This window comes from Methylococcus sp. ANG, from assembly GCF_040730495.1.
GTDB lineage: Bacteria > Pseudomonadota > Gammaproteobacteria > Methylococcales > Methylococcaceae > Methylococcus.
In genome coordinates this window covers 2,943,191-2,965,634 of record NZ_CP160399.1, presented here as the reverse complement: position 1 = coordinate 2,965,634, position 22,444 = coordinate 2,943,191, and the positions used below count along the sequence as shown (strand labels likewise).

Below are 22,444 nucleotides of genomic sequence, written 5' to 3'. Positions count from 1 at the left end.
CTCAAGGCCCTTTCGTCTAAGCTGCGCTATCAGGTCAGGCCCGTTACTGCATCCCGCACTCCTGTCCAGTATCTCGCGCGGTATGGGGCTTTTCAACAATGCGGCCAAGGCCCGCAGATGGCGAGGATTTTCAGTACCCCGAAACTTTCCCTCGGCACTCATTTTTTACCACCGTTCTGGCGGTCGATGACGGCAAAAAACTCGGCTTCGTCGAGCAATATCTTTCGCCCCACACGCTTGATGGCTGGGGCAAAGCCGTTGTGACGGGCGTTGAATATAATTGCGCGGAGCGCGGATTGAGAGAAAGCGGGATTGCGCTCGCTAAATTGACGAACGGTGAAAAGTAGTTTCTGCGACATTTTAATACCTGCATGTAGTTGATAAATGCCGCCGGTATCGCCCAGCGGTTGCAGGTATTTTTGATATATAAAATGGGTATTACTAAGGCACCCAACCCATTACCCAATTACCCAGTCTTAATCTTTTTTCTAATCGTCTCGACAGAATCAGGGAGATTCAGAGATTTCTTCACAAGCTCGGCAAGCTTGCGTTTGCTGGCTTCGCGTATGCGGCCAGCCTGAATGCGTTCCGCCTCGCTGCGCCATCGCTCCCATTCTTGCTCCCTAGCGCCCTTCACTTCAGCCGCGTTTCGTTTGGCGAACTCCGAACGCTGCGCACGGATTTGACGACCTAGCGCGGCGTCAGAGTCAGTCGCCGCATTCAGCTGAACGGGCTCGAAGCCTTCCACCCATTCGTAGAACTCGCCCACCTTCTTAAGCGCTTCAACCTCATAGGCCGGGATACGGATGTCGTCCATGCCAATCGTGCAGGTGGCAGGCCCCCAGCACAGATACACTATCCCCTCATCGTCGGTCCCGTTGTAGTCGATACCTCCCTCCACGGTCGCACGCTCTCCGCTCATCAAGGTCAGTAAGTCCCAATGGTTGAGATAAACGAGCGCGGAGCCTCCCGGCATCAGTTCGCCGCTTTCGATGATTCGGCTTTGGTCCTTACGGTCCTCCTTGTAATACCGGACCACGGTCCCGGATCCTGAAAGCCACCGAAACACGAAGCAAAGCTCAATCTGTCCGGTCTCGGCCAGGTGCAGCAGCCTGGATGTGTCAACGCCAAGTTCGGCGGCGGCGTCACTTAGCGCGTAATACGGGGCGGGTATTTTCAGCATCGGTTCAGCATTCCTCAGTCAGCAAGCCCGGTCAGTCGGCGGCCACCGTCCCGAAGCCGGTTTTGTGGGTTTTGTTCCGGGATTGGGCTATCTCCAAACCCGCACGCCGCCACCTCAAGGTGGGTTTTGTGGGTTTTGTTCCGGGATTGGGCTATCCGAAAATCTTCTTGTTCATCCGCTCCACCACGCTTGAAACATGGGCGTCGCTCAAGTGGCTATACCGCTTCACCATTGCAAGCGTCTTGTGTCCCAGCACTTCCGCAATCTCGGCCAGCGTCGCACCGTTCATGGCGAGGTAGGACGCGGCGCTATGCCTTAGGTCGTGAAACCGGAAATCCTCGATACCTGCCCGCTTCAGTGCGTTTTCCCATGGGGTGCGAAGGTCTACGGGTTCACTCGAATCAACCCGTGAGGGGAATACCAAGTCGCTGCCCAGCCTCCGCACCTTGGAAAGCGATTTCACGCAATCCAGCGCCGGACCTACCAGCGGGACAACTCGGCGCTCCCCGTTCTTGGTGGCATGAAGCACGATGCGCCTACCGTCCACGTCCACAACCCCCCACGCTCGATACTTCGGCGGATTGCGCGGCTCTCGCCAGTACAAGCCCATGACTTCGCCTTTGCGCATGCCCGTAGACAAGGCCAGCATGACGGCGGGGTATAGCTCCGTGGTCCTCGATGACCGGCATTCACTCAGTAACCGCAGGCGTTCATCATCGCTCAGGAACCGAACGCGGCCACCGGGCAGGGGTGGCTTCCTTACCCGGCTCATGGGGTTCGTTTCAATCCATCCCCATTCTTTACTCGCTGCGCTCAAGACCGCGCTCAGTGAAAGCAGGTAGCTTGCCACCGTGGCGGGCGAGCGAAGCTTTCCCCTGTGCGTCATCTCGCTAGCCATCTTGTCCCTGGCGGCAGCGATGGCCGATGGTGTCACGTCCGCCAGCAACGAGTGCCCCAGCTCATTCCGCCAGTAGGCAAGGTTGGTGGTCTTCTTTGCGCGTTCCTTGGGTTTGTGGCTGGGCAGCACGTCGCGGGTGTATCGGTCGATGGCGTCACCCAGGGTGTGCCGCTTGGCCTCAGCGGTCTTGAAGTGACGGCCTTCCCGAATGGCGCTCTCGGTGGCGGCAATCCATTTCTTTGCGTCGGTCAGCCGTTCAAAGGTCGCAGTCTGTACCGGGTATCCCTTGAGCCGGACCTTCACCCGATACGATGTCGTGCCGTCGCCGTTCTCTCGCTTTTCGATGCTTGCCATGTCGCCACCCCTTTGTATGACGGCAATAAGGTAGAACTAACGGCAAAAAATGGCAACATCCCATAGGCAATGGGTTAGCGTTATATCTCAACATCATGTAACTAAATGGATTTTTGTTATTGCCATGGCGTCATGGGGCACTCATGGGGCACTCGCGCGCCAAAAAACGCCCAAACTCGCCCGCTCCTCGCTCCCGTGACGGGCGCAAGAGTGTTGCCGTTTGTTTTGATTTAGTGTCCCACCAGTGTCCCATGAGAGCCATGGACCGGCTGGAAGTGGCGCCCCGGATACGATTCGAACGTATGACCTTCCCCTTAGGAGGGGGACGCTCTATCCTACTGAGCTACCGGGGCGTTGAGATGGCGGGAGGCCTCCGCCTCATCGAAGGCCTCGGACGCATTTTAGCCTTTATAAACATGGTTTTCCAATCGAGACCCAAGGAGGCAGGGATGCTCGCCGCGCTCTGCCGACCATCTGTTCACAAGCAATCGACACTGTGCCCAGCCGTTGGAGGATTTGCATGCACAAACGCGCTCGTCTCGTCTTGATCTGTTCCTTGGTACTGGCGGGCTGTTCCGCCAACCCCCTTCTTCCCGAAGCCCGCGCCGTCAGAATCGTCACCAGCGAGCCGGCGGGTTGCGAATATCTGGGCGAGGTCACCGGAAATCAGGGCAGCTTCTTCACCGGCGACTTTACCAGCAACGCCAACCTGGAAACCGGCGCGCGCAACGAGATGAAAAACGAGGCGGCAAGGCTGGGAGCGAATACGGTGCAGATCCTAACCAGCCGGGCGGGGGAAACCGGCAGCATGAGCATATCCAATGGCTCCGGCAGCGGCCATGTGGCCGAGACGAACGTGACCTACTCGGGGATCGCCTACAAATGTCCGGGCCGGTGATCCGGCCGGTTCAGCGGCCCAGCACCTGTTGAATCCGGGGCAGGACGCCGGAAACGGTCGCCGCGAAGGTGGCCGCATCCGCCCCCCGCCCTATCCCGAACCGGGGGATGGTGAACCGGTCGGCCGGGTCCTTCCACACGCCGGGACGGGTGAGCACGGCGCCTTCGAAACCCAGCCTCCGGCAGAGCGGGATGTGCTCCGGCGCCCATCCGCCGTTGGGGAAGCAGAAATATCCGCCATAGCCCGGCAAGGTGTTGAGGATCTCCAGCGACTGCAGCAGAGTCCGCTCCGCCTCGGCCTGGTTCAAGCGTGTGAGAATCTCGTGGCGGTGGGTGTGGGAGCCGAAGCGGACCAGGCCGCTCGCCGCCATCTCGGCGATTTCCTCCCGGCTCAAGGGCCGGTAGGCTTCGACCGCTTCCGCCGAAATCGTGCCGGCGTCGGGATGTCCTCGCAGCAGGGTGTCCACGGCATCGTCGATGCCGTGGGGGTGCGTGCCGGCCTTGAAGTCTTCCTTGATGCGCTTGAGCTCGGCGGGCGCCACGCGTCCGCCCAACGCAATCTGCAGCCGGTCGAACCAGAACAGTCGCCGGGTGCCGACCGCGCCGGTGACGAGAAAAACGGTGGCGGGAAACCCGAACTCCCGCAGGATGGGGAAGGCGACGCGGAAGTTGTTGGCATAACCGTCGTCGAAGGTCAGGGCGACCCTGGGCCGGCCATCATCTTCCCCCTCCCAGGCCCGTTCCAAGGGAACGGCGCGGTAATGCCGGCCAAGGTGTTGCATCTGGCTTCTGAATTCGGAGGCCCGGACCTGCAGCCAGTCGCCCTCCGCCAGGCCGAAATCGTCCTCCATGACGCCGTGGTACATCAGCACGGTGACGCCTTTGCGGTTGATCCGCCGCGCGATGGCATTCGCGCCGGCCAGGGCCAGACCCTGGGCTAGGACGCTCTTGAGCATGGCTTTCCTCCCTCTATGATGATTTCAGGCCCGGTCGCCTTCGGCGCGCTTGAGTTCCAAGGCCGCCCGGTACAGGTCCTCCCGGCGGGCACCGGTGATCCTGGCCGCAAGCCCAGCAGCGCTCTTGACCGAGCATTCTTCCAGCAGCAGTTTCAAGACCCTCAGGGACTCCTGCGACGGCCCGGTCTCGGCGGGCTCAGGGCTGGCGCCCTCGATCACCACCACGAATTCGCCCTTGCTGTTTTCCGGCGCCCGGTCCATGAGCGCCGGCATTTCCGCGGCGGCGCCGCACAGGAAACTCTCGTGCAGTTTGGTCAGCTCGCGCGCCACCACGACCCGGCGGTCCTCGGGAAAAACCGCGGCGACGTCGGCGATGCAATCGCGGATACGGTGGCTGGCTTCGTAGAACACCAGGGTGCGCTCGTCGGCGACCAGCGATTCGAACGAGCGCCGCCTGGCGGCTCCGGTGCGCGGCGCAAAGCCCTCGAAAGCGAAGCGCGCCGCGGACAGCCCCGAGGCGGAAAGGGCGGCAACGAGGGCGCAGGGGCCGGGCACCGGTGTTACGATGAGTCCGGCCGCACGGGCGCGGCTCACCAGCGGATAACCCGGATCGTTGATCAGCGGCGTGCCGGCGTCGCTGATCAGCGCGATGCGCTGCCCGGCGTTGAGCCGGTCCATGAGGCGATCGGATGCCTGCTGCTCATTGTGCTCATGCAGGGCGAACAGCGGGCGGTGGATGCCGTAGCGATCCAGCAAAGGCCGGCTGTGGCGGGTATCCTCGGCGGCGATCAGATCGACCGACTTGAGGATTTCCACGGCCCGAAAGCTGATATCGCCCAGATTGCCGATCGGCGTGGCAACTAGGTATAGTACTCCGTTCATCCGCTCAGACGCCTGCATTTTCTAAATGGAATCAAAGGGTTCGACATGCGCATAGTCACTCGAGTCGCCGCCCTGGCGATAACCGCCGCCCTGACCGGCTGCGCCAGCCTGAAGCCCGCGGCGAACGATCCGGCCGCCAGACTGTCGGCGGAAGCGCAAACCCGGCTGCGGGCGGGCGATTTCTCCGGTGCCGGCCAGCTTTACGAGAAGGCGGGCGGCATTTCGAACGTGCCGGACTACTTCCGTCTGCGCGCCGCCGACGCCTTCCTGCGCGCGGGCGATTCGACGGCCTCGCGGCGGCTGCTGGGATCGGTCGACCCACGGCGGTTGGACGAGGACGACCGCATTCTTTACGGGCTGCTCAGCGCCCGCATCGACCTCAACGCCGGGCGCGCCCGGGAGGCGATGACCAAGCTGGACAGGCTGGATTACTCGCAGATGACCCTGGCCCAGAAAGGGCATTATCACACGCTGCGCGCCTCGGCCTACAACCAGATGGGGAACATGGTGGAAAGCGCCCGGGAGCGCATCGCCGCCGGGCCTCTGCTGAGTTCGCCGGCTGCGGTGCAGAAGAACAACGAGGCGATCTTCGACGCCCTCAGCCGGGTTCCCGATCCGGTACTGGAACAGCAGTCCGAGGCCGCGACCGGGGTGTTCGAAGGCTGGGTGGCGCTGGCCAGGCTGGTCCGCCAAACCACGCCGGCTCAACGCGGCAAGGCCATCGCGGACTGGAACGCGCGCTACCCCACCCATCCGGCCCGCGGCGCTTTCGCCGACTCCCTGGCACGGCGCAGCGATCTGGCGGCGGCCGAACCGGTGGGCACGGCCGCGCCGGCCGCGGAAGCCAAACCCGCCGTCCAGATCACTCCGCTGGCCGAGCCTGGCGGCAGCCGCTCCGCCCCGGTCGTCGCGGTGCTGCTTCCGCTCTCCGGCACCTACGCCGCGCCGGCCGAAGCGATCCGGACCGGCATCGACGCGGCCCACGACGCGGACATCGCCCAGAACAAGCCGGCGCTGCGCTTTTACGACACCCAGGCCGGGGACGTGGCGGGCCTGTACCGGAAGGCGCTGGAAGAAGGCGCAACCCAGGTCATCGGCCCGTTGCTGAAGGAAGACGTCGCCGCCCTCGCCAACAGCGGCGAGTTGCCGACGCCGGTACTGGCACTGAACGAGAATCCCGGCGTCAGCGCCGCCCAGTTGTTCCAGTTCGGCCTCACGCCCGAGCAGGAGGTCGAGCAAGTGGCGGCGAGCGCCCGCCTGGACAATCACCGCACGGCCCTGCTGATCGCGCCGTCGTCGGCTTACGGCCAGCGGGTGGCGAACCACTTCAGCGATTACTGGCGCCGGGCCGGCGGACGCATTGCGGCGGCGAAGACCTATGCGGCCGGCAGCAACGATTATTCGACGATCCTGGAAGACGTCGCCCTGCTGGTGGGACAAGGCGGTCAAACCACGCCGGTGCCTTACGAAAACGTGGCGGACTTCATTTTCCTGGCGGCCGACGAGCACGACGGGCGCGTCATCAAGCCCTATCTCGAATCACTGGGCGTGAACCTGCCGGTTTACGCGATGTCTTCGCTCTATTCGGGAGAGCCCGACCCAGGGCTGGGCCGGGAACTGAACGGCGTGGTGTTCTGCGACATCCCCTGGCTGCTGGATGAGACCGCCGGCGACGCCTTGTCCGAGCGCGCGCTGGAAGCCAAGGTCACGCAGACCCCGCAGGACTATCGCAAGCTGATCGCCATGGGAATCGACGCTTACCGTCTCGCCGGCCGGCTCGACGATCTGCGCTCCGGCGGGCGCTTCGAGGGCGCGACCGGTATACTCACCGCGGGCGAGGGCAACCGCATCCGCCGGCAGTTGAGCTGCGCGCAGTTCGAGGGCAACACGCCGCGCCTGATCGGGCCGGCGCCGTCGCGGTAATGGGCGGAACCGCCCTGCTGACCGGCCCCCAGGCCGAAAACTGGGCGGCGGAATACCTCACGGCGCGCGGCCTGCGCCTGATCGAGCGGAACTACCGCTGCCGCTTGGGCGAAATCGATCTGGTCATGGCCGAAGGCGCCGCCGTGGTCTTCGTCGAGGTGCGCTACCGCAGCAGCAATCGGTACGGCGGCGCGCTGGAAAGCGTCGACCGCCACAAATGCCGGCGGCTCCTGGCCGCGGCGCAGCACTACATGATCGAACGCCGCGTGAAAGGCGCCGTCCGGCTGGACGTGGTCGCGGTTTCGCCGGGCGCCGCCGGTCCGGAAGCGGAATGGATCAGGAACGCAATCGAGGCGCAATGAACCCACACGAACGTATCGAGCGCCATTTCAGCGCGCACGTCGAAGCCACGCAGGAAGCTTTGACCATGCTCGGCGATCTGATCGAGATCGCCGCGGCACGGCTGGCCAACTGCCTGCTGTCCGACGGCAAGATCCTGTGCTGCGGCAACGGCGGCTCGGCCGCCCAAGCCCAGCATTTCTCCTCGGAGATGCTCAACCGCTTCGAGCGCGAGCGGCCGGGCCTGCCCGCCGTGGCGCTGACCACGGACACCTCCACCCTCACCTCCATTGCCAACGACTACCACTTCGACGAGGTGTTCGCCAAACAGGTGCGGGCGCTGGGCCATGCCGGCGATGTCCTGGTCATCTACAGCACCAGCGGCATCTCGCCCAGCGTGCTGGCGGCCGCCGTGGCGGCCCATGACCGCGACATGAGCATCATCGCCCTGAACGGCCGCGACGGCGGCACCCTGGCTCCGCTGCTGCGCGAGACCGACGTGGAAATCCGCGTCACCGCGCCCAGCACCGCCCGCATCCAGGAAGTCCACCTGCTGATCACCCATTGCCTGTGCGATCTGGTGGACCACCAATTGTTCGGCGAATAGCGGAAGGGAGCTAGACGATGACCGTGCCCGAAGGATTCCTCCGCGAACTGGAGAAGCTGTTCCCGGCCGGCAGCCGCCATACCGATCCGGCCCAGTGCTGGGCCTACGGCTATGACAACAGCAAGCGCCAAGCGCTGCCCGATGCCGTGGTGTTTCCCCGCTCGCACCAGGATGTCGTGGCCCTGGTCAGATTATGCAACCGGCACCGCGTCCCGCTCACCGCCCGCGGCCGCGGCACCGGCACCACTGGCGCCACCGTGCCCATCGCCGGCGGCGTGGTCGCCTCGCTGGAACGCATGACCCGGATCATCGAGATCTCGCCGGACAACCGCTTCGCCGTCGTCGAGCCCGGCGTCACCAATCAGGCGCTGCAGGACGCTGTGAAACCGCACGGCTTCTTCTGGCCGCCCGATCCGACTTCCGCCGAATTCTGCAGCATCGGCGGCAACCTCGCCTACAACTCCGCCGGCCCCCGCGCCGTGAAATACGGCACGCCGCGGGAGAACACCCTGGGGCTCCGGGCCGTGACCGGTGCCGGCGAGGAACTGCGCTGCGGGGTCTACACCACCAAGGGCGTGGTGGGCTACGACCTGACCCGGCTGATCATCGGTTCCGAGGGCACCCTGGCGATCATCACCGAGGCCACCCTCAAGCTCACCCCGCTGCCTTCCGCCAAGCGCACCCTGCGGGCGATCTACGTGGACGTGGCGTCCGCCGCCCGCGCCATCGCCCGGATCATGGCCCAGCCGGTGATTCCCTGCGCGCTCGAATTCATCGACGGCAACGCCATCGCCCTGGTGCGGCGCTATGCCGCCGTGGACCTGCCAGAAGACGCCGCCGCCCTGCTGATGATCGAAGTGGACGGATCGCCCGAAAGCCTGGATGCCGCCGTCGAATCCCTGCGCACAGCGGCCTCCCTGGACGGGCTGGTGGAGTTCCGCGCAGCCCGCACCGCCGCCGAAGTCGATGCGCTGTGGAGCATCCGCAAGGCGCTGTCGCCCTCGCTGCGCAAGGTCGCGCCGAAGAAACTCAACGAGGACGTGGTGGTGCCGGTGACCGAACTGCCGGCCCTGATCGCCGGCCTCGACGACCTGTCGAAGAAGCACGCCATTCCCATCGTCAACTTCGGCCATGCCGGCAACGGCAACATCCACGTCAATCTGCTGTTCGACCCGGACCGGGCCGACGAGAACGAGCGCGCCCATGCCTGCCTGCACGAGATGTTCGCGCTGGTGCTCGAACTGCGCGGCACCCTGTCGGGCGAGCACGGCGTCGGCATCGAAAAGCGGGACTACGTCGGCAAGGAACTGGACCGGACCTCGCTGGCGCTGATGCATGCCATCAAACGCCAGTTCGATCCGAACGGCATCCTCAATCCCGGCAAATCCTTCCCGGCGGAAGATCCGCCGCCGGCATGATGGCGAAGCTGCCCGGCAAGCTCACCGCCTTGTGGCGCACCATCCGGATGGCCACCGGGGACGACGCCTACGAGCGCTACCTGGAGCACTGGCGCGAACATCACGCGGGCGGAGGCCAGCCGCTGAGCCGCAAGGCGTTCTGCCGGGCCGAGCAGCAGCGCCGCTGGAGCGGCGTGCGGCGCTGCTGCTGAACCGGCTCAGAGCTTGTTCTTGATACGCTCGTAAGCGTTCTTGATCTCCTCGCCGAGCACCTGAACGCCGGCCCAGACGTCTTCCGACGCCTCCTTGGCCTCGTCCGCCGCCCCGGCCACCCTGGCCTTCAACTCCTCGAGCTGTTCCTCGGCCTTTTCCCACTCGTCGCGGATGTTCATGCGCGCCAGATCCAGTTGCACGACGATCTCGTCGCGCTGCTGCAGCAGTCCGTCGCGGAACTTTTCCATCTCGTCTTTCAGGTTCATCGTGCGTTCTCCTAATCCAGTCAGCCCTCCGGCATCGCCTCGAACGGCACCGGGTCAGCGACAACATAACAGCTTATCGCCGAGAGCCGCCAGTCTCCCCCACCGGCGGCCCGCATCGGTCGTGAAAGGGTAATGGTGCATTTCGTATCCTACGGGCGCCGGCCGGTTGCGCAGGCACAGGGTCCGCATATCTAATGGGAGCGGTTTTCATCTTCATTCAGGACATACGATGATCCATCAACACACCACGCTCGAACGTCTGCCCGAGGCCTACAAGGTCCTTTTTACCGGCTTTCTGCTGGTCATCGGCATCGGCCTGCTGATGGCGGGGGAACAGATCATGCTGACCCACGGCAAGGCGGACGGCAAACCGGGCCTTTCCATCAACGACATCATCTACAGCTATTACGGCAACCGCACGGGTTCGAAGCTGGAAACCATGCTCAAGGGGCAGATGAAGCCCATGGCCCCGGACGAGGTACGGTTCGAGTTGATCGAATGGGCGGAAGACGGCGCACCGATGACCGAATGGTCGTCCAAGATCAAGCCGCGGCTGGACCAGTACTGCGTGAGCTGCCACAACGCGGATTCGGGCCTGCCGGACTTCACCAAGCCGGAGAATGTCCAGAAGCTCGCCGAAATCGACCAAGGCGCTTCCATTACTTCGCTGACCCGCGTCTCGCACATCCATTTGTTCGGCATCGCCTTCATCTTCATGTTCGTCGGCTGGATCTTCGGCCTGGCGGAATTCCCGCGGAAATGGAAGTTGATCCTCATCGCCACGCCCTTCGCCTTCCTCATCGTCGACGTCCTGTCATGGTGGCTGACCAAGTTCTTCTCCATCTTCGCCTGGCTGACCATGGTCGGCGGCATTGGCTACAGCTTGGCCTCGACGGCGATGATTCTCACCTCCCTGGCGCAGATGTGGCTGCCCCGAGCCCGGTGGCTGAAGTACTGGACGTCGGAACAGCCGGCATCCGGCGACCAGCCCTGAGCGATACTTTGCACCGCCTGCTGAACCGGGCCGCCTGACGCGACAGGCGGCCCAAAACGCCATGGGCAATCTCACTTGAGGTGACGTGTCGCGTCCGGAAGCTGACCAAGTCAAACCGCCTTGGCACACGAGCAGGCGCTGTGGCACGATACGGCGGCTTTCGGCACATCTACGGGCAACGTCCGTCCCTGCGAGACGGACATTGCGCTTGCCGTTTCAGGCGATACCAAGGACACGACACGGACTCCGGCCCTTTTTAGCTGCAAGAATCACTCATGAACACGAACTCCCGCCGCTTTCGGCAGATGGCGGCCGATGCCGGTCATCGCCCCGCTCCCAAGCCGCACATCGGCCATGATCGCGCCGACGCCGCGATTGACCTACGCCCCATGAATCGCTCGACCGAAAGACCCGAGGCTGAATCCAATCCTCCCGACCGCAGGACGGGTTGAGTCACGCCACGGATTTATGGACATGACGTCAGTGCGGGGTTTGTGAGGCTCAGCCGGAAGACATCCCTTTTGAAAACTGTGCCCAACTAACAGAAAAACAAACCGTTTTCAGCAGGCTTCCCGCATGAACCAGATCGTCCTCATTGCCCTGCGCAGACCTTATACCTTTGTCGTTCTTTCGATCCTGATCGTATTGTTCGGGATCCTGTCGGTGCTCAAAACGGCGACCGACGTCTTTCCGCCCATCAAGATACCCGTCGTCTCCGTGGTTTGGGCCTATGCCGGGCTGCTGCCTCAGGATGTGTCGGGGCGCATCACGTATTATTACGAACGTGCCTTGACCTCGACGGTGGAAGGGATTGCGCGCATCGAAAGCAATTCCTACTACGGCATCAGCATCATCAATATCTATCTTCAGCCCGACACCAATCTCGCCGGCGCCGAGGCCGAGATCACCGCGATTTCACAGACGGTGGTCAAACAGTTGCCGCCGGACATTTCGCCGCCACTGATCATGCGCCTGGAAGCGTCCTCGGTGCCGGTGGCCATGCTGCAGGTGACTTCCGATACGCTGTCGCCGTCGGAACTCTACAATCTCGCCTACGCGCGCATCCGGACGCTGCTGGTGACGATACCGGGGGCGATCCTGCCGCAGCCCTACGGGGGCAAGCCCCAGCAGTTGCTGGTCTCGCTCGACAAGCAGAAACTGCTCGCCCACAACATCACCGCCACCGACGTGCACAATGCCTTCGGCGATCAGAGCATCGTGCTGCCCGCGGGCGACATGAAGATCAAGCAGACCGACTGGATGGTGCAGACCAATGCCACGCCGATGCAGGTCGAGGATTTCAACAACATCCCGATCAAGCGGGTCGACGCGACCAACTCCACCATCTATCTGCGCGACGTCGCCGATGTGCAGATCGCCGGCCCGCCGCAAATCAACTCCGTGCTGGTGGAGGGCAAGCAGGCGGTCATGATCGTGGTGATGAAGAGCGGCAATGCGTCGACCCTGGACGTGGTCGCCGGGATCAAAAAGATGATTCCGCGCATCGAGCAAATCGTCCCCGAGGGTGTGCAAATCAAACTTCTGAACGATGCCTCGATCTTCGTGAAGGATTCGATCAAGGACGTCCTGCATGAAATGGGAACCGCCGCCCTGCTCACTGGTCTGGTCGTGCTGCTGTTTCTCGGTTCGTGGCGGCCGACGGTCATCATCGCCACCTCCATCCCGCTCGCCATCCTGACCTCCCTCATCTGTCTGCACCTGCTGGGTGAGTCGATCAACATCATGACCCTGGGCGGTCTGGCGCTGGCGGTCGGCATCCTGGTCGACGACGCAACCGTGATGATCGAGAACATCGACACGCATCTGGAAATGGGCAAGCCGCTCGAAACCGCCATCGTCGACGCCGCCAATCAGATCGTCGTCCCGACGCTGGTGGCCACCCTTTGCATCGTCACCGTCTGGTTCCCCCTCTTCGAGCTGAGCGGCGTGTCCGGCTATCTGTTCGCGCCGATGGCCGAGGCGGTGATCTTCGCCATGCTCGCCTCCTTCATCCTGTCGCGCACGCTGGTGCCGACCATGGCGAAATACGTACTGGTGGATCACAACGCGCCGCATGGACAGCCTGAACTGGCGTTGGCCGGCGGGGGCAGCGTCCACGGCGCGGTGCCGGATTCCCTTCATCACGCGGAGAAACCGCCGGGTTTCCTGGGGCGCTTCCAGAAGGGCTTCGAGCGCGGTTTCGATCGTTTCCGCGAAAACTACAAGGCGCTGCTCGAACAGGCGATCGCCCATCGCGGCGCCTTCATCGGGATCTTTCTGGCGTTCGCGGTCGGCTCCCTCGTCCTTTATTACTTCAACGGACGCGACTTCTTCCCCGAAATCAAGTCGGGAACCATCCAGATGCACATGCGGGCACCGCTCGGCACGCGCATCGAAGTTGCCGGACGCATCGCCACGTTGGTCTCGAACGACATCGCGAAGCTGCTGCCCGGCCAGGTCGAGGGCGTCGTCAGCAACTGCGGCCTGCCGGTCGGTCCGCATAACCTGGCCTTCATTCCGACCCCGACCATCGGCTCCCAGGATTGCGATCTGACCATCAGCCTGAAAAATGAGGCGTCTCCGGTTTGGGACTACCGGCGCATACTCCGCAAGGGTTTGAAGGAACGCTATCCGGGAACCGAATTCACTTTCCAACCGGCCGATCTGACCGCGAAAATCCTCAACTTCGGTTCGCCCTCGCCGATCGATGTCCGCGTCAACGGCACCGAGATGGAGGCCAACTACGAGTACGCGCGCAAGTTGGCGAGCGAGTTGCGCAAGGTCAGCGGCGCCAGCGACGTGACGATACAGCAGACCATGCGCACGCCGACCCTGAACGTCAACGGCAATCGCAGCCTCGGACTCGGCATCGATCTGACACTGAAAGACATCACCGACAACCTGCTGATGTCGACGTCCGGCAGCCAGCAGGTCGATCAGGTCTTTTGGCTCGATCACAAGACCGGCCTGTCCTACCAGGTCAATGTCTATCTGCCGCAGCCGCAGCTCGCGAGTATCAATGATCTCTTGACCATTCCGGTCGACAAGGGCGACATGGACCCGACGGGAAAGGACATGCAACTGCTCGGCAATGTCGCCTCGCTTTCCGTGACCGGCACGCCGGGGGTGGTCACGCACATGGATATCATGCCGGTGTTCGATATCTATGTGTCCGCCGAGGGACGCGATCTCGGCGGCGTGCTGACGGATGTCGAGAAGGCCGTCAAAAGCATGGAGAAAGCGCTGCCCCGCGGCACGGCGGTCGACATCAAGGGCCAGGCCGAAACCATGGCCAGCGCTTATTTCGAACTGCTGGCCGGTCTCATCGCCGCGATCGTGCTGGTCTATCTGCTGCTCGTCATCAACTTCCAGTCCTGGCTCGATCCCTTCATCATCATCACCGCCTTGCCCGGCGCGCTGGCGGGCATCGCCTGGTCACTGTTCATCACGCACACCAATATCTCGGTGCCGGCGCTGACGGGCGCCATCATGTCGATGGGCACGGCGACCGCCAATTCGATCCTGGTCGTCTCCTACGCCCGTGAACGGCTCGAAGTGCATGGCGATGCGCTGAAGGCAGCCGTCGAGGCGGGCTACGCACGCATCCGGCCGGTGCTGATGACCGCTTCGGCCATGATCATCGGCATGCTGCCGATGTCGCTGAGTAATTCCCAGAATGCGCCGCTGGGCCGCGCCGTCATGGGCGGACTGATGCTCGCCACCTTTGCGACGCTGCTTTTCGTGCCCTGCGTTTACGCCATGATTTACAGCAAGCGAGCCGCCAGCCGGAAGGAGAAAAGCTGATGCACAAGATTCTGCGCCATCCGCGCGTAGCCATAGCGATCCTGCTTTGCGTCGTTTATGCCGGCTATCAGTTCTATGAGCGCAAACGCGACGCCGACGCCCTGCGCGAGGAAACGCTCAGGGAGGCCGTGCCGACCGTGGCCGTCACTCATGCCCGGCCGATTGCGCCGACCGCGACCGTTGCGCTTCCCGGCAATATCGACGCCTGGTATCAGGCGCCGATCTACGCCCAGATCCCGGGCTATGTGAAGATGTGGTACAAGGATTACGGCGCGCGTGTGAAGCAGGGCGAGGTGCTCGCGGAAATCAGCCAGCCGACGCTCGATGCCGAATTTTCGCAGGCCAAGGCGGATCTGGATTCGCAGCGCGCCAAATACAATCTCGCCCTGGTATCTCTGAAGCGCTGGCTGGCGCTGCGCGAATCGCATGCGGTTTCGGAGCAGTCGATTTCGGTGCAGGAAGCCAATGAGCGATCCGAAGCGGCGCTGGTCAAGGCGGCGGAGAACAACGTCAATAATTTTCTGGCGAAGATGCGCTTCAAAACCATCGTCGCCCCCTATGACGGCGTGGTGACCCAACGTAACATCAACGTCGGCGACTACATCAACAAGGACGGCTATATCAGCAGCACCAACGGCAATACGGTCAGCAATCTGTTTTCCGTGGCCGACATGCATAAGATGCGCCTCTTTATTTCCGTGCCGAGCACCTTTGCGGAAATCCTAAGACCCGGCCTCACCGCGGACGTCACCGTGCCGCAATTTACCAACCGCCATTTCACCGCCAATTTCCTGACCGCCGCCAATGGCATCGATCCGAATACCCGCACCATCATCACCGAATTCACGATCGACAATGAAGACGGCGCATTATGGCCAGGCTCGTACGCCACGGTCAGCCTCACGGTGCCGAACGATACCCATGTCCTCAGCATCCCCGCCAGCGCCCTGGTATTCCAGGAAGCCAACACGCAAGTCGCCGTGGTGACGGATGACGATCACATTCACTTCAAGCCGATCCAGGTGAGCAAAATTCTCGACGGGACGGTCGAGTTGACGGAAGGCGTTTCCCCCGACGAGCGCATCGTGAACAACCCCAGCGCCGCCTTGCTCGAAGGCGACAAGGTGCGCGTCGTCACGCCTGCGCCGGGTTATGATCTTTCCAGCCAGGAAGCGCCTCCCGCCGCCGAGGAAGCCGCGTCAGCGACCCCCACGCCGGCCGAATGATGGACAAGCGCTTGCGGACGAATCCGGAGATGTCAGGCATTTTCCGCGCGCGCATGCGGCGTAGCGGTTTGTTGCTGCTGGTGCTCAATTTATCGGCGTGTGTCGACGGCCCGGCCGTGGATCTGGCGCCCGCTTACGAGCCCGCCCAGTTCGTCGTCCCCGACTCATGGCATGGATCGAGCCCCTTCGTCGAAGCGAAGCCGTCGGATGGCGAGCTGCGCCCGGACTGGTGGAAGCTTTACAACGATCCGGTCCTGAACCGGCTCGAAGAACAGGCCATGGCGGCCAATCCCGATCTTCAGGCCGCCGCCGAGCGTTTCGTCCAGGCGCGGGACGTGATGATGAAGGTGCGCTCGCGCCTGATCCCGCAGCTCGGTCTGGAGTTCGGCGCCTCGAACAACGAGCAATCCGTCAATGCCCTGTTTCGCGCGCCCAACGCGCCGATCGAGCAGTCGGACTACTACAGCGGGGGACTCGCATCCTGGGAGCCAGACTTCTGGTCGGCGATCCGCAACCGGGTGCGCGCCGAGATTTACCAGGCGGAACAGCGCGCCGCCGAATACGGGCTCGCGCGCCTCAGCCTGCAGGCGGAAATCGCGGCGAATTATTTCACGCTGCGCGGCTACGACGCACAGGATTCGGTCTATACCCAATCCATCGCCTATTACAAAAAGTCGCTGGATATCGTCAATGCCCAGTTCCATGGCGCCATCGTGCCGCAACTCGACGTCGCCCGCGCCGAATACCTGCTGCACAGTACCGAGGCGAAAGAGCTCGATATTCAGGGCAAACGTCAGGTGACCGAACACGCGATCGCCATTCTCGTCAACAAGGCGCCGGCCGCTTTCCGTATCGCGCCGGTGGACGAGCTGCCATCGCCGAATTTCACGGTTCCGCAGAATATTCCTGCCTCCCTGCTCGAACGCCGGCCCGACATCGCCCAGATGGAGCGCCAGATGGCGCAGGCGAACCGCGCTATCGGCATCGCCCGTGCCGCTTTTTTCCCGAACGTGGTATTCAAGGCCAGCGGCGGATATGAAAACAGCAGCATGAATCTGATCGCGCTGGCCAACAGTTACTGGTCCTACGGCGCTTCCGTTTCCATGCCGCTGTTTCAGGGCGGTCTGCGCCGCGCCCAATTGCAGCAGTCCTGGTCGGCCTATCGCGAAACCGAGGACAAGTACCGTGCGACCGTGCTCAACGCCTTTCGCGAAGTCGAGAACGGTTTGAGCCTGACCAATCGGCTGACCTTAGCGGCCGATCGGCAGGACCAAGCCGTCAAGGCCGCGCTGCAGACGCAGAATCTGACCATGGAGCTTTATCTGGGCGGCCTGATCACCAGCCTCGATCTCATTTACGCACAGATCAACACACTGACGGCGCGCATCGACGCCGTGGTGCTCAAGACCGAACGGCTGAAAAATTCGGTTGCGCTCATACGCGCGCTCGGCGGCGGCTGGAACCGCAAGCAATTGCCCGCCGACGATCAGATTCAACCCTTCGGCGTTTTCGAAGAATATGGCAATGCCGGAAAACCTGTGCCCGCGGGTGGAATCGATGTTCCAGCGGACAACAACAGGCTGAATAACGATCTGACCAAGCCGTTTGTTCCGCAATAAGCAGCAGGGATTTCAGTTTGCTCCTCTCCCTACCGTTTTTGGTTAAAATCCCGCACCCTCGTGGTGCAAGCCCTGACGGTATTCCGCGAAAACAAGATGAAGGCGGATACCCGTGTGTCCGCGGCTTCGCCCCGTAAGAAATCAATACGCATTACGAAAGAAACAGGTTAGGAGGGGAAAACATGAACATGACCGCCAAGGCCACCGTTGCCACGGCTTGGCGCTACCCGGTGAAGTCCATGATGGGCGAGGAACTCAACGCGGCGGTTCTTACCGAACGCGGACTGGTGGGAGATCGCGCTTTCGCGCTGGTCGACGAGGAGACCGGCAAGGTGGTGAGCGCCAAGAATCCCCAGAAATGGCCGGATTTTTTCGCCTTCCACGCGGCCTATGTCGCACCGCCGGAAGATGCGAATTTGCCGGCGGTATGGATCAGCCTGCCGGACGGGCGGGTCGTGCGCAGCGACGATGCGTCTGCAAACGTTGAAATCTCCAAGACCTTGTCGCGCAAAGTGGCGCTGAAGCAGCTCGCGCCCGAGAGCGCTCAACTGGAGCAGTACTGGCCCGAGCACGCGGGACAGGACGACGAAGTGACCGCCGAAGCGGTGGCCGGGGACGCGCCGGCCGGCAGTTTCTTCGACTATGCCACCGTGCATCTGTTGACGACCTCCACCCTGGACGAACTCCGTGCCGCCTATCCCCAGGGGCGTTTCGAGGTACGGCGGTTCCGGCCGAACATCGTGATCGACACGGCGGGGGCCAAGGGTTTCGTCGAGAATGACTGGGTCGGCAAGACGCTGCAGATCGGCGACAGCGTCAGGCTGCAGATCACCGATCCTTGCCCGCGCTGCGTCATGACCACCCTGGCGCAGGGCGATCTGCCCAGGGACCCCGGTATTTTCAAGCATGGCATCGCGCGCAACAGCGTGCACGTGCCTTTCGCGGGCCGGGCACTCCCCAGCGTGGGCGTCTATGCCAAGGTCCTGGCCGGCGGAACGATACGCCGGGGCGATTCGATCCGCGTCCTGTAAGCCACGGTCTCCACCGGGGGAAAGCGAACGCCTCCCCGGTGCTTCGACAACGCCCAGCCCGGAAGGGCCGGACCCGCCTCACTCGTCGTAAACCCGCTTGACCAGTTCCCGGAACCAGCGCGGCCGCGCGATCACGATGTAGATGCCCACGACGCTGGTGATGGGCATCGGCCCCACGCCCAGCAGGGTGAGCAGGAGCAACACGAGGATGCAATTCCAGCGGGAAGCGTTCATGATTCAAGCCTCGGCTTGCCTGTTGAGCGATGCGATCCATGATCGTCCAATATCGGCACCTGGAAAAGCGCCCCAACCTCTTTCCTTCCGCGCGTTGAAACATGCCCTCTTCGAAAAGCTCCGCAGAAGAATCCAACCGGCCGCCACTCACGCCACCAGAATTCGCAGTGGAAAGCGGCACGGCCACCGTGCGCGGCAACTGGAACCTGCGCGGCCTGATAGCGGGCGCCCCGGACTTGCGCGAGCGGCTGCACAGCGCCGCGCGGCAGCCCGACCTGGAATGGGACCTGCGCGGAGTGAACCTGCTCGACAGCGCCGGGGCTTTCGTTCTGTGGCAGGCATGGGGAGAGCGGCCCCCCGAACGGGTATTGCTGCGTCCCGAGCAGGAATCCGCATTCCGGCGCTGGCAGGCGGGCGGGATTCCCTCGATGCGGGACGGCCAGCGGCCGCCGGTGCCGATGCGCCGGCGAATCATGGCCGCGCTGGCCGGCCTCGGCGGCCACCTGCTGGCGGTCCTCGCCCTGCTCGGCCAGTTGATCCTGGACTTGGCTCACCTCGCCCGCCATCCCGGAGACATCCCCTGGCGGGAGATCTCCGCCACCATCCATGAAACCGGCGGCCGCGCCCTCGGCATCACGGCACTGGTGGGCTTCCTGATCGGCGTGGTGGTCAGCTACCTGTCCTCGCTGCAGCTTAGGACCTTCGGCGCGCAGGTCTACATCGTCAACATCCTCGGCATGAGCATCATCCGCGAACTCGGCCCGCTGCTGGCGGCCATCCTGGTGGCGGGCCGCTCCGGTTCCTCGATGACCGCGCGGATCGGCGTGATGCGCGTGACCCAGGAGCTGGATGCCCTCGCCGCCATGGGAATTTCCCAGTCGCTGCGGCTGATCCTGCCGAAGGTCGTCGCCCTGGTGGTGGCCTTGCCGCTGCTGGTGGTCTGGACCGACGTGGTCGCCCTGGCGGGCGGCGCGGTCTCGGCCCACCTGGAGCTGGAAATCGGCTACCACCAGTTCTTCCAGAAACTGCCCGCGGCGGTCCCGGTCGCCAACTTCGCCATCGGCCTGGGCAAGGCCGCCGTGTTCGGGCTGTTCGTCGCACTGATCGCCTGCCATTACGGGCTGCGCATCGAACCCAATACCGAAAGCCTTGGCAACGAGACGACCAATTCGGTGGTGGTTTCCATTACTTTGGTGATCCTGATCGACGCCGTTTTCGCCATCCTGTTCCGGGGCGTGGGCATACGATGACGGACACCGAAGTCATACGCATGGAGCATGTGTGGACCCGTTTCGGCGAGAATCTCGTGCACCGCGACGTCAACCTCAGCCTGGCGCGCGGACAAATCCTGGGGGTGGTCGGCGCCTCCGGCTGCGGCAAGACCGTCTTGATGCGCGAAATGATCGGCCTGCAGACGCCGACCCAAGGGCAGGTCTGGCTGCTCGGCGAGCCGCTGGCGGAAGCCGACGCCCGCCGCAAGCAGCAGCTCCGCAACCGCTGCGGCGTGCTGTTCCAGGGCGGCGCCCTGTTCAGCGCGCTGAGCGTGTTCGACAACATCGCCTTTCCCCTGCGCGAACTCAAGGCCTTGGACGAGGGGCTGATCGCCCAACTGGTCTGCATGAAGCTCGCCATGGTCGGCCTGGGGGCGGCCGATGCCCTGCTGATGCCGGCGGAACTGTCCGGCGGCATGGTCAAGCGCGCCGCCCTGGCCCGCGCCCTGATCATGGAGCCCGAAGTGGTTTTCCTCGACGAGCCCACCTCCGGCCTCGATCCGGTGCTGGGCGAGGAGTTCGTCAGCCTGCTGGGGCAGTTGCACCAGGAGCTGGGCTTCACCGTCGTCATGGTGACCCACGACCTGGATACCCTCAGCGACCTGTGCACCTGCGTGGCCGTGCTCGCCGGGCAGCAACTGGTATCCTACGGCACGCTGGCCGATGCGATCGCCTGTACGCATCCTTTCGCCCGCGACTTCTTCCACGGCAAACGCGCCCAGAGAATCCTGGGAAGGTCCGACTGAAATGGTCAAGGAAACCTACGCCCTGCTGACCGGCCTGTTCGTGGTCATCCTCGGCGGCGCAGTGATCGGCATTGCCCTGTTCCTCGGCGACTACGGCGCCGAACGCGACGTCTACATCGTCTCCACTCAGGGGGCCGTGTCCGGCCTCAACCCGGAGTCGCTGGTCATCTTCCGCGGTGTCCGGGCCGGCAAGGTGACCTCGATCAGCTTCGCGCCCGACGATCCCCGCACCATCCTGGTCCGGATCGAAGTCGACAAGGGCCTTCCCATCACCCGTGGCACCTACGCCACCCTGCGGGTCCAGCCGCTCACCGGGCTGGCCCAGATCGACCTCAGCGACGAGGGCAACGACCCGGAACCCCTGCGCACCCACCCCAAGAACCCGGCGAACATCCCGCTGCACCCCTCGTTGCTGGACAAGCTGACCGGATCGGGGTCCGACATCCTCACCCAGGTCGCGCAGCTCACCAGCCGGCTGAACGCCTTTCTCGACGACGGCAACCGCCAGCGCATCGCGCATACCCTGGAAAGCCTGGACACGGCGGCGGAAGAGCTGGTGCGCCTGGAACGGCGCGTGGAGGAGGCGCTGGGACGCATCCCCGCCCTGGATGACAGGCTGCGGCAGGCGCTGGCGGACCATTCCGCCATGGCCCGCGACGTCCGCGAGACCTCCCGCCAGATCAGGGCGCTGAGCGAAAGCGCACAAAAGGTCGTGGATATCGGAGCGACCGCGGGCGATACCCTGGTCCGCAGCCGGCTGCCGGAACTGAACGCGCTGATCGACGACGCGGCCCGCACGGCGGCCAGTCTGCGCAGGCTGTCGAAAACGCTGGAACAAGACCCGCAGGCCCTGCTGCTGGGGCCGAAGCCGGGTATTCCCGGTCCTGGCGAACCGGGATTCGAGGAGCCGAAATGATGCGACGGATTCCCTGGATACTGATACTGTCCCTGGCCGCGCCCGCCTGCAGTGTGCTGCCAGAGCGCCCGCCCCAGCCCGCGCTGCACGATTTCGGCGCCGCCCCCACCGCCGCGCCGGCGCCCTGGTCTGCGGTCCAAGTCGAAGCCCCGGACTGGCTGCAGACCGACCGCCTGCAGTACCGCCTGCTCTACGCCAATCCCACCGAACTGCGCGCCTATGCCCTTGACCGCTGGATCGCTCCCCCGCCCGCCCTGCTGGCACAACGCCTGAAAGCTGAACGCAACGGCAGCGGCTACCGTTTGCGCGTCGAGCTCCAGGTCTTCGAGCAGGTGTTCGACCGCCCCGGCAGCTCTCGTGTCACGATCCGCTTCCGCGCCGAAACGCCGACCGCCACCAGGACGTTCCAACTCGACCAACCCACGGCCAGCCCTGATGCCGCCGGGGCTGTACAAGCCTTCGCGCAGACGATCGGCCGCGCCGTCGCCCAGATCCGGGCATGGCAACCGTCAAACTGATGCAGAGCGTACAGCCCTTCTCTCCCTCGGGGAACATTTGCCGCCACTTCCTGTCTGACTAGATACGTCCCCGTCCTCCCCCGTTCGGCGCGAAGCGTCCGGTACGCCGCAGCAAAAGTACCTCCCATCCACCTCGCCTTGCCGGCGCATCTTCGTCCGGAAGCGCAACC

General features: G+C 63.6%; 22 protein-coding genes and 1 tRNA gene. 15 read left to right on the top strand and 8 right to left on the bottom strand.

Annotated features, from left to right (window positions below; translation table 11 throughout):
- Positions 1–158: 158 nt before the first annotated feature.
- The 4 genes from ABZN20_RS14310 to ABZN20_RS14295 all read right to left on the bottom strand — a co-directional run bounded on the left by ABZN20_RS14310 (position 159) and on the right by ABZN20_RS14295 (position 2,788).
- A complete protein-coding gene (locus ABZN20_RS14310) occupies positions 159–359 on the bottom strand; it encodes a hypothetical protein (RefSeq protein ID WP_367025678.1) in 201 nt (66 codons plus the stop codon).
- Between the two features lie 107 nt (positions 360–466).
- A complete protein-coding gene (locus ABZN20_RS14305; RefSeq protein WP_367025677.1) occupies positions 467–1,183 on the bottom strand; it encodes a hypothetical protein in 717 nt (238 codons plus the stop codon).
- 151 nt (positions 1,184–1,334) lie between these two features.
- Positions 1,335–2,435, bottom strand: coding sequence for a tyrosine-type recombinase/integrase (locus ABZN20_RS14300; protein ID WP_367025676.1), 1,101 nt, complete (start codon positions 2,433–2,435; stop codon positions 1,335–1,337).
- A gap of 276 nt (positions 2,436–2,711) precedes the next feature.
- A tRNA-Arg gene (locus ABZN20_RS14295) sits at positions 2,712–2,788 on the bottom strand.
- A 167-nt stretch (positions 2,789–2,955) separates the two neighbouring features.
- Between ABZN20_RS14295 and ABZN20_RS14290 the strand changes: the two genes are divergently transcribed.
- Positions 2,956–3,333, top strand: coding sequence for a DUF4156 domain-containing protein (locus tag ABZN20_RS14290; RefSeq protein ID WP_367025675.1), 378 nt, complete (start codon positions 2,956–2,958; stop codon positions 3,331–3,333).
- 10 nt (positions 3,334–3,343) lie between these two features.
- Here the strand turns inward: ABZN20_RS14290 and ABZN20_RS14285 are convergent, their stop codons facing one another.
- Positions 3,344–4,288 carry a polysaccharide deacetylase family protein gene (locus tag ABZN20_RS14285; protein ID WP_367025674.1) on the bottom strand — a complete coding sequence of 315 codons (945 nt, stop codon included), beginning with the start codon at positions 4,286–4,288 and terminating at the stop codon, positions 3,344–3,346.
- A gap of 24 nt (positions 4,289–4,312) precedes the next feature.
- On the bottom strand, positions 4,313–5,188 hold the full coding sequence (gene rsmI, locus ABZN20_RS14280; protein ID WP_367025673.1) for a 16S rRNA (cytidine(1402)-2'-O)-methyltransferase: 876 nt from the start codon (positions 5,186–5,188) through the stop codon (positions 4,313–4,315).
- Between the two features lie 27 nt (positions 5,189–5,215).
- Here rsmI and ABZN20_RS14275 point away from each other — a divergent pair, with 27 nt between their 5' ends.
- The 5 genes from ABZN20_RS14275 to ABZN20_RS14255 are packed head-to-tail and all read left to right on the top strand — an operon-like array spanning position 5,216 to position 9,648.
- Positions 5,216–7,093, top strand: a complete 1,878-nt coding sequence (locus ABZN20_RS14275) for a penicillin-binding protein activator (protein WP_367025672.1) — start codon at positions 5,216–5,218, stop codon at positions 7,091–7,093.
- On the top strand, positions 7,093–7,455 hold the full coding sequence (locus tag ABZN20_RS14270; protein WP_218808122.1) for a YraN family protein: 363 nt from the start codon (positions 7,093–7,095) through the stop codon (positions 7,453–7,455). The genes ABZN20_RS14275 and ABZN20_RS14270 overlap by 1 nt, the downstream gene beginning before the upstream one ends.
- Positions 7,452–8,039, top strand: a complete 588-nt coding sequence (locus ABZN20_RS14265) for a phosphoheptose isomerase (RefSeq protein ID WP_218808123.1) — start codon at positions 7,452–7,454, stop codon at positions 8,037–8,039. Before ABZN20_RS14270 ends, ABZN20_RS14265 begins: the two co-directional genes overlap by 4 nt.
- 17 nt (positions 8,040–8,056) lie before the next feature.
- Entirely contained in the window at positions 8,057–9,457 is a 1,401-nt protein-coding gene (locus ABZN20_RS14260; protein ID WP_367025671.1) for an FAD-binding oxidoreductase, read from the top strand.
- A complete protein-coding gene (locus ABZN20_RS14255) occupies positions 9,454–9,648 on the top strand; it encodes a YbdD/YjiX family protein (RefSeq protein ID WP_367025670.1) in 195 nt (64 codons plus the stop codon). The genes ABZN20_RS14260 and ABZN20_RS14255 overlap by 4 nt, the downstream gene beginning before the upstream one ends.
- Before the next feature lie 6 nt (positions 9,649–9,654).
- Here the strand turns inward: ABZN20_RS14255 and ABZN20_RS14250 are convergent, their stop codons facing one another.
- The gene (locus tag ABZN20_RS14250; RefSeq protein WP_218808126.1) at positions 9,655–9,915 is read right to left on the bottom strand and encodes a hypothetical protein; all 261 of its coding nucleotides are present in this window, start codon (positions 9,913–9,915) and stop codon (positions 9,655–9,657) included.
- A gap of 229 nt (positions 9,916–10,144) precedes the next feature.
- On the opposite strand from ABZN20_RS14250, the gene ABZN20_RS14245 reads away from it, so the two are divergent.
- From ABZN20_RS14245 to ABZN20_RS14225, 5 genes are all read left to right on the top strand, one after another.
- On the top strand, positions 10,145–10,909 hold the full coding sequence (locus ABZN20_RS14245) for an elongation factor-1 alpha (RefSeq protein ID WP_367025669.1): 765 nt from the start codon (positions 10,145–10,147) through the stop codon (positions 10,907–10,909).
- A gap of 576 nt (positions 10,910–11,485) precedes the next feature.
- Positions 11,486–14,713 carry an efflux RND transporter permease subunit gene (locus ABZN20_RS14240; RefSeq protein WP_367025668.1) on the top strand — a complete coding sequence of 1,076 codons (3,228 nt, stop codon included), beginning with the start codon at positions 11,486–11,488 and terminating at the stop codon, positions 14,711–14,713.
- Entirely contained in the window at positions 14,713–15,939 is a 1,227-nt protein-coding gene (locus tag ABZN20_RS14235; protein ID WP_367025667.1) for an efflux RND transporter periplasmic adaptor subunit, read from the top strand. Before ABZN20_RS14240 ends, ABZN20_RS14235 begins: the two co-directional genes overlap by 1 nt.
- Positions 15,936–17,558, top strand: coding sequence for an efflux transporter outer membrane subunit (locus ABZN20_RS14230; protein ID WP_367025666.1), 1,623 nt, complete (start codon positions 15,936–15,938; stop codon positions 17,556–17,558). The genes ABZN20_RS14235 and ABZN20_RS14230 overlap by 4 nt, the downstream gene beginning before the upstream one ends.
- A gap of 182 nt (positions 17,559–17,740) precedes the next feature.
- Entirely contained in the window at positions 17,741–18,589 is an 849-nt protein-coding gene (locus tag ABZN20_RS14225) for an MOSC domain-containing protein (protein ID WP_367025664.1), read from the top strand.
- Positions 18,590–18,667: 78 nt separating this feature from the next.
- On the opposite strand, the gene ABZN20_RS14220 is transcribed toward ABZN20_RS14225, so the two are convergent.
- Positions 18,668–18,823, bottom strand: coding sequence for a hypothetical protein (locus ABZN20_RS14220; protein WP_218808132.1), 156 nt, complete (start codon positions 18,821–18,823; stop codon positions 18,668–18,670).
- 167 nt (positions 18,824–18,990) lie between these two features.
- Between ABZN20_RS14220 and ABZN20_RS14215 the strand changes: the two genes are divergently transcribed.
- From ABZN20_RS14215 to ABZN20_RS14200, 4 genes are read left to right on the top strand one after another with little or no spacing between them, the layout of a single operon-like run.
- Complete coding sequence (locus ABZN20_RS14215; RefSeq protein ID WP_367025663.1) at positions 18,991–20,073, top strand: MlaE family ABC transporter permease; 1,083 nt, start codon at positions 18,991–18,993, stop codon at positions 20,071–20,073.
- Positions 20,070–20,840: an ABC transporter ATP-binding protein gene (locus ABZN20_RS14210; RefSeq protein ID WP_367025662.1), complete on the top strand. Its 771-nt coding sequence runs from the start codon at positions 20,070–20,072 to the stop codon at positions 20,838–20,840. The genes ABZN20_RS14215 and ABZN20_RS14210 overlap by 4 nt, the downstream gene beginning before the upstream one ends.
- A 1-nt stretch (position 20,841) precedes the next feature.
- On the top strand, positions 20,842–21,756 hold the full coding sequence (locus tag ABZN20_RS14205; RefSeq protein ID WP_367025661.1) for an MlaD family protein: 915 nt from the start codon (positions 20,842–20,844) through the stop codon (positions 21,754–21,756).
- The gene (locus ABZN20_RS14200) at positions 21,753–22,274 is read left to right on the top strand and encodes an ABC-type transport auxiliary lipoprotein family protein (RefSeq protein ID WP_367025660.1); all 522 of its coding nucleotides are present in this window, start codon (positions 21,753–21,755) and stop codon (positions 22,272–22,274) included. Before ABZN20_RS14205 ends, ABZN20_RS14200 begins: the two co-directional genes overlap by 4 nt.
- The last annotated feature ends 170 nt before the right edge of the window (positions 22,275–22,444 follow it).

Excerpts from the sequence above, each read along its gene's own strand:
- ABZN20_RS14270 (WP_218808122.1), top strand. The coding sequence starts at position 7,093 with ATGGGCGGAACCGCCCTGCTGACCGGCCCCCAGGCCGAAAACTGGGCG.
- ABZN20_RS14235 (WP_367025667.1), top strand. The coding sequence starts at position 14,713 with ATGCACAAGATTCTGCGCCATCCGCGCGTAGCCATAGCGATCCTGCTT.
- ABZN20_RS14230 (WP_367025666.1), top strand. The coding sequence starts at position 15,936 with ATGATGGACAAGCGCTTGCGGACGAATCCGGAGATGTCAGGCATTTTC.
- ABZN20_RS14205 (WP_367025661.1), top strand. The coding sequence starts at position 20,842 with ATGGTCAAGGAAACCTACGCCCTGCTGACCGGCCTGTTCGTGGTCATC.
- ABZN20_RS14305 (WP_367025677.1), bottom strand. The coding sequence starts at position 1,183 with ATGCTGAAAATACCCGCCCCGTATTACGCGCTAAGTGACGCCGCCGCC.
- ABZN20_RS14265 (WP_218808123.1), top strand. The coding sequence starts at position 7,452 with ATGAACCCACACGAACGTATCGAGCGCCATTTCAGCGCGCACGTCGAA.
- ABZN20_RS14250 (WP_218808126.1), bottom strand. The coding sequence starts at position 9,915 with ATGAACCTGAAAGACGAGATGGAAAAGTTCCGCGACGGACTGCTGCAG.
- ABZN20_RS14310 (WP_367025678.1), bottom strand. The coding sequence starts at position 359 with ATGTCGCAGAAACTACTTTTCACCGTTCGTCAATTTAGCGAGCGCAAT.
- ABZN20_RS14300 (WP_367025676.1), bottom strand. The coding sequence starts at position 2,435 with ATGGCAAGCATCGAAAAGCGAGAGAACGGCGACGGCACGACATCGTAT.
- ABZN20_RS14210 (WP_367025662.1), top strand. The coding sequence starts at position 20,070 with ATGACGGACACCGAAGTCATACGCATGGAGCATGTGTGGACCCGTTTC.
- ABZN20_RS14220 (WP_218808132.1), bottom strand. The coding sequence starts at position 18,823 with ATGAACGCTTCCCGCTGGAATTGCATCCTCGTGTTGCTCCTGCTCACC.
- ABZN20_RS14225 (WP_367025664.1), top strand. The coding sequence starts at position 17,741 with ATGAACATGACCGCCAAGGCCACCGTTGCCACGGCTTGGCGCTACCCG.
- ABZN20_RS14240 (WP_367025668.1), top strand. The coding sequence starts at position 11,486 with ATGAACCAGATCGTCCTCATTGCCCTGCGCAGACCTTATACCTTTGTC.
- ABZN20_RS14255 (WP_367025670.1), top strand. The coding sequence starts at position 9,454 with ATGATGGCGAAGCTGCCCGGCAAGCTCACCGCCTTGTGGCGCACCATC.
- ABZN20_RS14285 (WP_367025674.1), bottom strand. The coding sequence starts at position 4,288 with ATGCTCAAGAGCGTCCTAGCCCAGGGTCTGGCCCTGGCCGGCGCGAAT.
- ABZN20_RS14260 (WP_367025671.1), top strand. The coding sequence starts at position 8,057 with ATGACCGTGCCCGAAGGATTCCTCCGCGAACTGGAGAAGCTGTTCCCG.
- ABZN20_RS14275 (WP_367025672.1), top strand. The coding sequence starts at position 5,216 with ATGCGCATAGTCACTCGAGTCGCCGCCCTGGCGATAACCGCCGCCCTG.
- ABZN20_RS14290 (WP_367025675.1), top strand. The coding sequence starts at position 2,956 with ATGCACAAACGCGCTCGTCTCGTCTTGATCTGTTCCTTGGTACTGGCG.
- rsmI (WP_367025673.1), bottom strand. The coding sequence starts at position 5,188 with ATGCAGGCGTCTGAGCGGATGAACGGAGTACTATACCTAGTTGCCACG.
- ABZN20_RS14200 (WP_367025660.1), top strand. The coding sequence starts at position 21,753 with ATGATGCGACGGATTCCCTGGATACTGATACTGTCCCTGGCCGCGCCC.
- ABZN20_RS14245 (WP_367025669.1), top strand. The coding sequence starts at position 10,145 with ATGATCCATCAACACACCACGCTCGAACGTCTGCCCGAGGCCTACAAG.